Origin of the sequence: Vibrio salinus (genome assembly GCF_021272385.1) — a bacterium.
Taxonomy (GTDB): domain Bacteria; phylum Pseudomonadota; class Gammaproteobacteria; order Enterobacterales; family Vibrionaceae; genus Vibrio; species Vibrio salinus.
Map to the genome: position 1 here is coordinate 943,007 of NZ_JAJSDZ010000005.1, position 12,256 is coordinate 955,262.

At 41.1% G+C, this 12,256-nt stretch carries 10 protein-coding genes; 3 read left to right on the forward strand and 7 right to left on the reverse strand.

The genetic code is table 11. The annotated features are described in order from the left end of the window. Positions 1-111 precede the first annotated feature (111 nt). On the forward strand, positions 112-1,260 hold the full coding sequence (locus LRQ06_RS04500; protein WP_232765232.1) for a Na/Pi symporter: 1,149 nt from the start codon (positions 112-114) through the stop codon (positions 1,258-1,260). Positions 1,261-1,342: 82 nt separating this feature from the next. Here LRQ06_RS04500 and LRQ06_RS04505 read toward each other — a convergent pair whose 3' ends face one another. Genes LRQ06_RS04505 through rppH form a run of 5 tightly spaced genes read right to left on the reverse strand, consistent with a single transcriptional unit; the run spans position 1,343 to position 6,635 of the window. Continuing rightward, on the reverse strand, positions 1,343-2,194 hold the full coding sequence (locus LRQ06_RS04505; RefSeq protein WP_232765233.1) for a thymidylate synthase: 852 nt from the start codon (positions 2,192-2,194) through the stop codon (positions 1,343-1,345). Positions 2,195-2,215: 21 nt separating this feature from the next. After that, positions 2,216-3,019 carry a prolipoprotein diacylglyceryl transferase gene (lgt, locus tag LRQ06_RS04510; protein ID WP_232765234.1) on the reverse strand — a complete coding sequence of 268 codons (804 nt, stop codon included), beginning with the start codon at positions 3,017-3,019 and terminating at the stop codon, positions 2,216-2,218. Between the two features lie 29 nt (positions 3,020-3,048). Next, the gene (locus LRQ06_RS04515; protein WP_232765475.1) at positions 3,049-3,843 is read right to left on the reverse strand and encodes a sulfite exporter TauE/SafE family protein; all 795 of its coding nucleotides are present in this window, start codon (positions 3,841-3,843) and stop codon (positions 3,049-3,051) included. Positions 3,844-3,858: 15 nt separating this feature from the next. Next, a complete protein-coding gene (gene ptsP, locus LRQ06_RS04520) occupies positions 3,859-6,114 on the reverse strand; it encodes a phosphoenolpyruvate--protein phosphotransferase (protein WP_232765235.1) in 2,256 nt (751 codons plus the stop codon). A 2-nt stretch (positions 6,115-6,116) separates the two neighbouring features. Then, the gene (rppH, locus tag LRQ06_RS04525) at positions 6,117-6,635 is read right to left on the reverse strand and encodes an RNA pyrophosphohydrolase (protein WP_232765236.1); all 519 of its coding nucleotides are present in this window, start codon (positions 6,633-6,635) and stop codon (positions 6,117-6,119) included. A 610-nt stretch (positions 6,636-7,245) separates the two neighbouring features. On the opposite strand from rppH, the gene mutH reads away from it, so the two are divergent. Further along, complete coding sequence (gene mutH, locus LRQ06_RS04530) at positions 7,246-7,911, forward strand: DNA mismatch repair endonuclease MutH (RefSeq protein ID WP_232765237.1); 666 nt, start codon at positions 7,246-7,248, stop codon at positions 7,909-7,911. Positions 7,912-8,028: 117 nt separating this feature from the next. Next, on the forward strand, positions 8,029-9,066 hold the full coding sequence (locus tag LRQ06_RS04535) for an NADP(H)-dependent aldo-keto reductase (RefSeq protein ID WP_232765238.1): 1,038 nt from the start codon (positions 8,029-8,031) through the stop codon (positions 9,064-9,066). A 73-nt stretch (positions 9,067-9,139) separates the two neighbouring features. On the opposite strand, the gene vpsR is transcribed toward LRQ06_RS04535, so the two are convergent. Both vpsR and lysS read right to left on the reverse strand, forming a co-directional pair. After that, positions 9,140-10,480, reverse strand: coding sequence for a cyclic-di-GMP-binding transcriptional regulator VpsR (vpsR, locus tag LRQ06_RS04540; protein WP_232765239.1), 1,341 nt, complete (start codon positions 10,478-10,480; stop codon positions 9,140-9,142). Positions 10,481-10,731: 251 nt separating this feature from the next. Beyond that, positions 10,732-12,252: a lysine--tRNA ligase gene (gene lysS, locus LRQ06_RS04545; protein ID WP_232765240.1), complete on the reverse strand. Its 1,521-nt coding sequence runs from the start codon at positions 12,250-12,252 to the stop codon at positions 10,732-10,734. Positions 12,253-12,256 lie beyond the last annotated feature (4 nt).

Genomic DNA, 12,256 nt, shown 5'->3' on the forward strand with positions numbered 1-12,256 from the left:
AATTAATGCATATAAAATATCAATTATTTATCACTGTCATATTTTTGAAATATTTAAGCACTACTATCGCCGAGCTTATTAATTAATGGTCTCTGACCATGGAGAATATCAATGATGAACCAGGCGACGACGGCTGTAACCCCCGTAACAAACACGCTACGAACGCTACGCTGGGCAAACTTGGCATTCATGCTATATTTGTTACTTCTTGCTGTTGCACTAGTAGGAAGTGGTTTTAAATGGGCAACCGGGGATCAGGCAAAAGTACTCTTCGAATTTGCTTCTCACCCTGTTGCCGGACTGATGATAGGACTAGTAGCAACAGCTCTGATCCAATCATCCAGTACCGTGACATCCATTATCGTAGGGCTTGTTGCGGGAGGACTTCCTGTTGAAACTGCAATTCCTATGATTATGGGAGCCAATATCGGAACAACCGTAACAAACACATTAGTCAGTCTGGGACATCTTCGCTGCAAAGAAGAATTTAAAAGAGCCTTTGCCAGCGCCACAATCCACGATTTTTTTAATCTGCTGGCGGTGCTCATTTTTCTGCCTTTAGAACTTATGTTTGGCTTTTTAGAAAAGATTTCTCATTGGCTGGTATCACCTCTGCTTTCAACCGGTGATATGAGTATTAAAAGTTTTAACTTCATCAAACCAATCACAAAACCGGTCATACACGCACTAAAAGAGCTTCTGACAAGCTTTGGTGATGTAGCCGGTGGGATAACCTTAATCTTTTTGGGAATAGCCTTAATTTTCATTGCCATCACTGTTATGGGCAAACTAATGAAAAAATTAATGGTGGGACGAGCCAAACATATATTAAAAAATGCAATTGGCCGGGGCCCTGTTCACGGTATTGCGTCCGGCACCCTTGTTACTGTTCTGGTTCAGTCATCATCCACAACTACCAGCTTAATGGTCCCTCTTGTCGGCTCTGGAATTCTGAAAGTCAAAGAAGTCTATCCATTTACTCTGGGGGCCAATATCGGAACATGTATTACCGCACTATTAGCAGCAACAGCTGTATCTGGTGAGTTTGCCATATTTGCCCTTCAAATCGCTCTGGTACACTTAACCTTTAATATTCTGGCCACTATCGTTATCTTTGGCATCCCTTTCTTAAGGAATATTCCACTGAAAGGAGCTGACATGATTTCAGAAATGGCCGTAAAAAGTAAAGCAGTTGTGGTCGGTTACCTGACTACTTTGTTCCTGATCGTTCCGGGCTCTATTCTGGCATTAACCGTCTGAATAATATAAGAGTAAAACAAAAAGCCCGGAGTAAAATATCTCCGGACTTTTTATTAACAAATCAATATAAATAAACTATTTTTTATACAGAGAACGGATATTTTATGGGTTCATGAAACTCATAACCTGTCACTTCAAAATCATCCAACGTTACCCAGGTTTCCAAATCTTCCAATGACTTAATATCAGGATTAATTGTGAACTGAGGTGACGGCTTTGGCTCTCTTTTCAGCTGAACATCACGCATTAATTCAAGTTGGTCTTCATAAATATGAGCATTAACGATTTTATGATAAGCCAGCCCAGGTTTTTTACCAGAAATTTGGGCCATCAATGCTAAAAATACATAAACCTGAACCATATTAAAATTTAACCCCAGTGGAACATCACACGATCTCTGAGTGCTGTTCAGATACAAAGTATCTCCCAGAAGAGAAAAATGATGACTATACATACATGGGCGAAGGCATCCCATATGAAATTCACCAGGGTTATAGAAATTTAAAATTTCTCCGCGGTCATCGACTCCCCGGGTCAGATCATCTACAATTTTTCTGAGCTGATCAATGTGACCACCGTCCGGTGTCGCCCAATTACGTCCCTGAACACCATAGACTCGCCCCATATCATCCGTTCCCTTACGATATGGATTATTAAGCCATGCCTCATTTTCATTAGAATTGGCATCCCAGGTTTTCGTCCCCAGTTTACGAAAATCAGCAGCATTATCATAACCACGGATATATCCTAGCAATTCAGCGACAGCGGCCTTCCAAAAACTTTTTCTGGTCGTAACCAACGGAAAATGATTAGCGGCAACATCATAAGTTAAATCGGCATTGATGACGGTTAAACAACGTTTGCCGGTTCGCTCATTTTCGATCCACTTACCTTCATCGACGATTCGCTGACAAAGCTCAAGATATTGTTTCACTATAAATCCTCATAAACTTCATTATTGAGTAACTTTATGATTTGCTTTGTATGCCCACAACATAAGCACTACACCCACAAAAATCATCGGTATTGATAAAATCTGTCCCATTGAGATCCCCCCGGCAAACAACCCTAACTGAACATCAGGCTCACGGAAAAATTCAACAAAGATACGGACACAACCATAACCTATTAAAAAGAGTCCGGATACCGACCCCGCTGGTCTGGGTTTCCGGATGAAGACATTCAACACAACAAAAAGAAGAATGCCTTCCAGACACAATTCGTATAACTGAGAAGGGTGTCTGGGTAAAGGACCTGCACCGGGGAAAATTATTGCCCAGGGTACATCCGTTGGTCTCCCCCATAATTCACCATTCAGAAAATTACCTAACCGCCCCAATCCCAGCCCGAAAGGAACTAACGGAGCTACAAAATCTGATACCCCAAAAAATGTCCTTCCATTTTTTCTTGCATACAGAAACATAGCGGTAATAACACCAAGTAACCCGCCATGGAATGACATTCCTCCGGTCCAGATTTTAAACAAGTACAGCGGATCATTGAGAAAATAATCAAACCCATAAAAAAGCACATAACCGAGTCGTCCACCTATAACAACACCGATAAAGCCCGCAAATAATAAATCCGAAACCTGCTGACGGTTCCACCCACTATCCTTTTTATCAGCCCTTCGATTTGCTAACCATGTAGCAAACAAAAAACCAAACAGATACATCAAACCGTACCAACGCACAGAAATAGGACCAAGAGAAAAAACAACCGGGTCTATATGAGGAAAATGAAAATAACTTTGGGTCATAAATAAACCTTTAATTATGCCGGGAAAAGTTAATGGAAAAGCATGTTAATCGAAACTAACATAAGAAAAACAGCAAATACTTTCTTCAACATCGTTGTCGGCAGCTTTGTTGCTAACCTGACACCAATTCGTGTTGTCAGCATCGATGTGCAGGATACAAACAATAATGCTGGTAAATAGATATAACCAAGACTGTATTCCGGCAATACATCAATATGCGCACCATGCCATATAAAACCTATCATTCCCGATATAGCAATAATACAACCACATACCGAAGATGAGCCCACGGCTTTTTTCATTTCAACCCCATAACGGTTCAGAAATGGTACAGTCAGAGCCCCACCACCAATACCAGCCAGACTTGCAATAGTACCGATAATAACACCGGATAGGGTTGTAAACATCGCATTTGGCATTGGGTATTGATTGACAATTTTTATAGAGCGGTACATTTGCAGGGCAAGCAAGAAGACAATGACACCAAAAATTCTGGGGAGGTACTGTCCCGGAATTAATTCAGCAACGGTTGCTCCGCAAAATCCCCCGATAACGATACCCGGCAAAAGAAATTTAACCGCAAATATTTCTACATTACCAAACTTTAAATGATGCAGGGCTGACGATCCTGATGTAAGAATGATTGTCGCCAGTGACGTCCCTAAAGCAAACTGCATCGCATCAACAGGATCAATACCAACCTGAGGTAACAGATATAATAAAGCGGGCACTACTATCAGCCCGCCCCCAATTCCTAATAACCCTGCCAGAACGCCGACAATACAACCCAGCATTAATAACTGTGCAATCAATTCTATTGTTATCATTAATTACTACTATTATTTTTTACCCGCACGAATAAAGCCTGCGAAGTTATTTTCCTCAAAATATTCCGACATCATACTATAAATATCATGACCGTAGGATTTCAGTAACGCTTCATCGACAAGTTTCTTCAAATCTTTTACAGAAGAGTTTCGGAGCAAGTACTTTATTTTGGCCACGTTGGATGTATTCATACTTAACTTCTGATAACCCATTCCAACCAATAACAAAGCCCCTATAGGATCACCGGCCAACTCTCCGCAAACACAAACATCTAAACCTTTGGCTTCGCATACATCAATAATGTGCTTCATTGCCTGCAACACAGAAGGATGCAATGATTCATAGACATCAGAAACTCTGGAATTGTTCCGATCGACAGCAAGTAAATATTGCGTCAAGTCATTGGTCCCAACAGAAATAAAATCGATACGATGAGCAATTAAAGACAATAAATACAGCATCGATGGAACTTCGACCATTATACCGACTTTCGGCATATCGACATCATAGTCTAAAGCCTTTACTTCCTGATACGCCTGCTCAATAAGTTGAATAGCATCATCTAATTCAGAAATACCAGACAACATTGGCAGCAAAATAGATAGATTTTTAATACCGTTGCTTGCCCTTATCATAGCCCGCAACTGAATCAAAAAAATATCCGGATGATCCAAAGAAAAACGAATACCACGCCAACCTAAAAATGGATTATCTTCTTCAATCGGTAAATAGGGTAACGGCTTATCTCCACCGATATCCAAGGTTCGCATCACAACGTTTTTACCCGGATAACTCTGTAATACTTTTCGATATCTTTGAACCTGTTCTTCTTCAGAAGGAAAACTCTGCTGCAACAAAAATGATATCTCTGTCCGGTACAAACCGACACCATCCACCCCCTGATCCACAGCCAGACTGGTATCCGCACTTAAGCCGGCATTTAATAAGACCTGAATACGATGATTATCCAGAGTTACGGCGGGCTCAGGTAAAACACGATCCGCCATTTCCGCCAGTTCCCGTTCTTCCCTTGCCAGTGCCTGATACTCATAAATCAAAGCCCGGTCCGGTTCAACATAAACGGCTCCACTGTAGCCATCTACAATTCCCCGTTTCCCACTAATTTTATCGAGGTTGAGCGTAACCCCCATGACCGTCGGTATACCCATAGCCCGGGACAAAATCGCTGCATGAGAATTAGGAGCCCCCTCAAGAGAAACAACTGCAAGGAGTTTGTCCTTCGGTACACTGGCTAAAATAGAAGCCGTCAGTTCCCGAACAACTAAAATGACAGGGGAACTAATCTCATACTGTTCATTTTCGCTATTATAAAGAAAAAACAGTAGGCGTTGTCCTAACTCTTTCAAGTCCTGAGCTCTTTCACGTAAATAGGTATCGGACATGCTGGCAAACCGCTCTGAGTACTCTTCAACAACCTGTCTGACGGCCCAGTCAGCCCGATCTCCGGCAAGAATCCGTGTCTTGAGATCGTTTCTGAGCATAGGATCATTCAACAGGTGGGTAAAAAGATCAAAGATGGCTAACGTATCTTTATTGATATCGCTGTCCAGCTTCTTGCGCAATTTACGAAAATCAGCAAGAGCACTATCAATGGCCCGGGACAACCATTCCTGCTCGTAAGCAGGATTAACACAGGAAGCAGGCAAAACATCGCCAAGCTCAGGCTGACTGTTATCCCACCAATACTCTCCTATTGCTACGCCACTTGAAGCCGGTATTCCGGTAAAAAGAATCTGTCTTTTCGGACGCTTTGATGTCTTCCATAGTCCCTGAGTCTGAGCAGAAGCCATAATCACAGCCAACTGAGCCGCCAATGTGACAATAAAAGACTCTTCAATCTCATTAAACTGTCTGGGTTCCCTCTGCTGAACCACTAAAACACCTAATATCTGTTTTCTATAGATAATAGGAGTACCAAGAAAGCTGTGATAAATCTCTTCTCCGAGCTGTTTAAAATATTTAAAATTGGGGTGGGTAGAAGCCTCAGCCAGATTCAAAGGTTCCGCAGAACGTTTAACCAGTCCGACAAGACCTTCGCTATAACTGATATGGATCTTATTCCCTCTGAATTTTAATCCCTGAGTCGCCATCAGCTCTAATCGTTGCTTCTCTTCGTTAGCGAGGTAAATAGTACAACACTCGGTAGACATTGCCTGACAGGTTTCTTTGACTAAAACCTGTAAAGCCTGCTGAATATTGTCTATTTTTGAAACCTGCTCGACGATACTCCGAAGCTGAGACAGCATGCTTATCCTCTTTTTAATCTACGTTTATTTTTCATCTTACGCTCTTTAAAAGGCATAGCTGAGGATGAAAACTCCTTCATCGCACGACGATACACATCTCTCTTAAACGAAACAACTTGTCTTACCGGGTACCAATAACTTACCCAGCGCCAACCATCAAATTCAGGGGTAGTTCCTCGCTGCATATTAATTCTGGATTCCTGGCAATCCAAACGCAGAAGAAACCATTTCTGTTTTTGTCCGATACAGACGGGTTGGGAATCCCAACGAACTAACCGTTTTGGTAATTTATACTTTAACCAATGCCGGCTGGTCGTTACAATTTTGACATCTTTCTTTGTTAACCCAACCTCTTCATATAACTCCCGGAACATAGCTTGTTCAGGGGTTTCTCCTTCATCGATTCCACCTTGTGGAAATTGCCAGGAGTGTTGTCCGTATCGTTTCGCCCAGAATACCTGACCATGGTTGTTACAAATTACAATACCAACATTCAATCGGTAACCATCGCCATCGATCACTGGCAAACCTCTAAAAAAATTTAAGTTATTATGATTTTTCCACATATCCCCATCAGGAGCAAATTTCGCAGAAAGATTGTGACAATTTTTATGCGTCAGAACCAAAAATCACTGTTTTATCTTTTTCAAAAAAGTTATTAACAAATTTTTGTGACAAAATTCAATTTATTCACCTTTTCTGTGAATAACCCTGTTAAGAAGATATCAATTAGTATAAAAACACCAATATTCAAATTACTCCCTTAATTATCAATAGTTAAACAATTAATAAAAAAAATATTTAAAATCATCAAATTAAGTCCAACAGCCATCATAAGAACAAACAAAAAGATCAACAAAGATCCTGAATGCAATTTTTCTGTTCAAAGATCCATCACATCAGGCTTTATCCACATTAATTTAAAAAATTGTCTATTTTTTTTCATTTTTTTCCGTATAAACATTCATCTTTGCACTGTATACCCATACATTACCTTGCTTTTAGCTTGAACAATTTCATTCTTTGTGGATAAGTTATGAATAAGAGACGATCCAAAATTAGATCACTATGACAGAAGATCTCATACAAGGGGTTTGATAGAATTTCATTTATTTTTTATCTTTATTTCATATGAAACCAGAACCAAAAACAGAAGAAGAGCTACTGACGAGAGCCCGGTCAATCGCAGGACGCACACTTGCCGAACTGGCCGGTGATGCAAACATTAACGTTCCCGAAAACCTACTGAGAGACAAAGGCTGGATTGGACAGCTTATTGAATGGCATTTAGGCGCACCATCGGGTAGCCGTCCTCAACAGGATTTTGACAAGCTGGGAATTGAACTGAAAACCATTCCTATCAGCCATACAGGTAAACCTCTTGAAACCACTTTTGTATCGGTTGCCCCATTAACCGGAGTTCAGGGACTGACCTGGGAAACCAGTCATGTAAAAAATAAATTATCCCGTGTACTCTGGGTGCCTGTTGAAGGGGAACGGGAAATTCCAATTGGAGAAAGAAAGACAGGCTCACCATTGATTTGGAGCCCATCACCAGAAGAAGAACAATGGTTAAAAGACGACTGGGAAGAACTCATGGAATTTATCGTCCTAGGAAAAATTGAGCAAATAACGGCAAAGCATGGACAATATTTACAACTCCGTCCTAAAGCTGCAAACGGAAGAGTTAAAACGGAAGCTTACAGTTCAACAGGGAAACCAATAAAAACGCTGCCTCGTGGATTCTACCTACGCACACTTTTTACTGCTTACATTCTGGAAAATTATTATCTCTGAACCGGCTATATTAATCCGAAAAGAAACGGTTTCTCTACAAAGCTTACATTATATACTGGACATTGACGCCTAAAAACGCTAACACTGACGGTAAAAACAACGATAAAAGGATGTGCGATGCAATACGTTAAACTTCCCCACTCAAATTTAGAAGTCAGTAAACTTTGCTTAGGAACCATGACGTTTGGAGAGCAAAATACTCAACAGGACTCAGAGCAACAATTGGATTTTGCCTTAGATAGTGGTATCAATTTCATTGATACGGCAGAAATGTATCCGGTTCCACCGATGGCAAAAACTCAGGGAAAAACAGAAGAATTTATTGGCCACTGGCTTAAAAAGTCAGGTAAAAGAGAAAAAGTAATTCTTGCCACTAAAGTAGCTGGTCCCAGAAATGTCCCCTACATTCGCGACAATATGACACTTGATCACCGAAATATTCATCAGGCTGTCGACGCCAGTCTGGAAAGATTACAAACTGATTATATAGATTTATATCAGGTACACTGGCCCCAACGAGAAGCAAACTATTTCGGAAAATTAAATTATAAAACATCTGCACAAAAAAACGATAACACACCTATAATTGAAACCCTTGAGGCGCTGAATGATGTCGTCAGAGCAGGGAAAGTCCGGTACATCGGTATTTCAAATGAAACACCATGGGGATTAATGACTTACCTTCGACTTGCCGAAAAACACGATCTTCCCAGAACTATTACCATTCAAAACCCTTTTAACCTGTTAAACCGTAGCTTCGAAGTCGGTCTATCGGAAATATGTCACTATGAAGGAATTCGTCTGTTAGCCTACTCGCCAATGGCTTTTGGCATTCTGAGCGGAAAATATCTCAATAATGCACGTCCGCAAGGCGCAAGATGCACACTGTATGAACGCTTTAAACGCTATTTTACTCCTCAGGGGATAAAAGCAACAGAAGCTTACATACAGTTGGCACAGGATTATGGATTAAACCCAGCTCAGATGGCTCTGGCATTTGTAAACCAACAGCCTTTTACCGGTTCAACCATTATTGGCGCAACAACAATGGAACAGTTAAAAACCAATATCCAGAGCAAAGACGTGATTCTGTCAGAAGAAGTAATGGAGAAAATTGACGATATCTTTACGGTTTACTCAAACCCTTGTCCATAAACCTTCATCTTGGTAATAAAATAAAAGAGCTTCATCTGAAGCTCTTTTATACTCATAAACAAAAGCTGATTGGTTAAAAGACTTCTTCTGAAAGAAGATTATGCTTGTTCAGCAAACGGTACATTGTCGCTCTGGAAATACCCAGTTCTTTTGCAGCCTGCGAAACTTGTCCGCCGTTCGATTCCAGCACCAACATCAACGCTTCTTTTTCTGAACGCTCCCGAATATTTTTCAGGCTCATCTTACCTTCGCTTCTTTTTGGAAGATCCAATGCATCTTCTTCCAGAATCACCGAGTCTGACATCAGTACAACCCGTTTTATCTGATTCATCAATTCACGAATATTACCAGGCCATTGATATCGGGCTAACGCTTTCAATGAACTGTCAGTAAACCCCTTAGCCTGAGCATTATATTCTTTAGAAAAGACCTGAAGATAATGATTGGCTAATAAAGGAATGTCCGCCATTCTCTCTTTCAGGCTGGGAACGTTAATTCTTAACACATTAATATAATGGTACAACTCTTCATTAAAATCGCCATCAATCAGTGCTTTTTCAATATCGGATGAATTGGCCGCTAAAATCCTAACATCAACCTTTTTAAAACCCTGAGAGGTTTCAACGGTTCCTTCCTGGAAAAAACGCAACAAATTAAGTTGCTGAGTTTTCGTAATCGAAAGAATATCGTTAAGTAAGATCGTTCCTCCGTCAGCCTGTTCTAAAATAGACTGATGTTCATTGTTACTAAAGTCTAAACCAATACCAAAAAGCTCCGTTTCAAACCGCTTTTCAGACATAGCCCGACAATTAACAGGAACAAATGGCCTCTGGGCACGAGAAGAAGTCTGATGAACCGCTTTTGCAACTAATTCCTTACCACTACCACTTTCGCCGTGAATAAGAATACTGACATCTGTAGGTCCTATACGTTTAATTTGATCCCTCAGACGCTTCATCGGCACTGATTCACCAATGAGCCCCAGATCACCATTCATTCCCCAGTTTGGCCATACTTTTTTCTCTAGCTTTAGCATGCCCAATTGATGGCCGATGGTACTTAGTAACTGAGCATCCGGGATTGGAGCTGTAAAGAAATCAATACAAAAGTTCACAATAAACTGGCAAATTGTATCTGAACTTAGTTGAGACTCGCGAATAAATGCAATCCAGCGAACCTGCCTGTGACTGCTCACTAAGTTTGCAATACCGTTCAGACTGAACTCATCTTTACTTAAATCGACAATACCAATAGAGGGTCCCAGCTCCGAAAATAACGCATCTGCTTTTCTCAGATCTGCAACCTGTGAACAACGCCATCCCACTTGTTCTAACACGGATAACCAAGGTTCATAAGTTCCGCCAACGACAACTAAAGAACCAGGAACTGAGTCCATTCGGAACTGACTAGCCATGAACTTTTCCTTATATTTGTTAGTGAATATTCTGTAATTATACTTATTAGAATTTGGTTTATTTCTGAGACGCTACCTTACAACTTGTCGAACAAATATACCATCTCACTTTTGAGACTTCACCTAAAAATAACCATTTTATGAAACTACACCCTTATAAAAAAAGAAACAAAAAACTTTCATAAATTAAAAAAACCCTTACTTATGAAAAGTAAGGGTTGAAAGTTTTACATTTATTTAACTAGTGGTGGTTAATTCACCTGTGGTCTCATTGCTGGGAACAAGATGACGTCACGAATAGTATGACTGTTAGTAAACAACATCGCTAAACGATCAATACCAATGCCCTGACCCGCCGTTGGTGGCAATCCATGTTCCAGTGCAGTGATGTAATCGGCATCGTAGTACATGGCTTCATCATCCCCGGCATCTTTAGCCGCAACCTGAGCTTTAAAACGAGCATCCTGATCTTCTGCATCATTAAGCTCAGAGAAACCATTCGCGACTTCACGTCCACCAATAAAGAACTCAAAACGGTCTGTAATGAATGGGTTCTCATCATTACGGCGGGCTAATGGCGAAATATCCGCCGGATAACCGGTGATAAACGTTGGCTGGATCAGCTTAGGCTCGGCGGTTTCACCAAAGATTTCTTCAAGCAACTGACCGGATGTCCAGAACGTTTCCGTTTCCATATGAAGCGATTTAGCAATAGCCATCATATGCTCGCGATCTTTCACACCGTCATAATCAAGCTCCTGAATATCTTCATGATCCGGATTATAGTGCTTAATCGCTTCAAGCATACTCATCCGTGCATATTTGCCACCGAATTCAACCATTTCATCACCATATGGCATTACGGTGGAACCAAGCACTTCCATCGCAACCGAGCTTAACATTTCTTCGGTCAAATCCATCAAATCATTGTAATCGGAATACGCCTGGTAGAACTCCATCATCGTAAATTCAGGATTATGGCGAATAGAAAGTCCTTCATTACGGAAGTTACGGTTAATCTCAAAGACTCGATCAAATCCACCGACAACCAAACGTTTCAGATACAGCTCCGGCGCAACACGGAGGTACATATCAATATCCAACGCATTATGATGTGTCACAAAAGGACGGGCCGTTGCACCACCAGGAATAACGTGCATCATCGGAGTTTCAACTTCCAGATAACCTTTTGATATCATGAACTGACGAATAGCACTTACCAGCTTAGAACGAATGATAAAGGTATGACGAGAGTCTTCATTTACAATAAGGTCAACATAACGCTGACGATAACGCATTTCCTGATCGGTTAAACCGTGGAATTTTTCAGGCAGCGGACGTAGTGCTTTCGTCAGTAACTCGTACTCTTCCATATTCACGTAAAGATCGCCTTTACCCGACTTATGAAGCGCCCCTTTCACGCCAATAATGTCACCGATATCCAAACCCTGATATTTTGCTTTGAGTTCTTTCTGAACCGGTTTAGCCGCATAGGCCTGAATTCGCCCTGAGGTTTCCTGAAGCACAATGAACGGGCCTCGTTTCGCCATCACACGGCCGGCAACCGCCACAATGTGATTCATCTCTTCCAGCTCTTCCTTAGTCTTTTCACCGAATTGAGACTGCAAGTCGCCCGCTAAGCTATCACGGCGAAAGTCATTTGGATGACCATTCGCCTTGCTGTCTTTGCGGATATGTTCCAATTTACTGCGGCGCTCTGCTATGAGCTTATTTTCTTCTTGAGTGTTTTCGTTTTGAATAGCATCAGTCATTTTG

Coding starts and splice junctions, on each gene's coding strand:
- mutH (WP_232765237.1), top strand. CDS start 7,246: ATGAAACCAGAACCAAAAACAGAAGAAGAGCTACTGACGAGAGCCCGG.
- lysS (WP_232765240.1), bottom strand. CDS start 12,252: ATGACTGATGCTATTCAAAACGAAAACACTCAAGAAGAAAATAAGCTC.
- LRQ06_RS04500 (WP_232765232.1), top strand. CDS start 112: ATGATGAACCAGGCGACGACGGCTGTAACCCCCGTAACAAACACGCTA.
- LRQ06_RS04535 (WP_232765238.1), top strand. CDS start 8,029: ATGCAATACGTTAAACTTCCCCACTCAAATTTAGAAGTCAGTAAACTT.
- ptsP (WP_232765235.1), bottom strand. CDS start 6,114: ATGCTGTCTCAGCTTCGGAGTATCGTCGAGCAGGTTTCAAAAATAGAC.
- vpsR (WP_232765239.1), bottom strand. CDS start 10,480: ATGGCTAGTCAGTTCCGAATGGACTCAGTTCCTGGTTCTTTAGTTGTC.
- lgt (WP_232765234.1), bottom strand. CDS start 3,019: ATGACCCAAAGTTATTTTCATTTTCCTCATATAGACCCGGTTGTTTTT.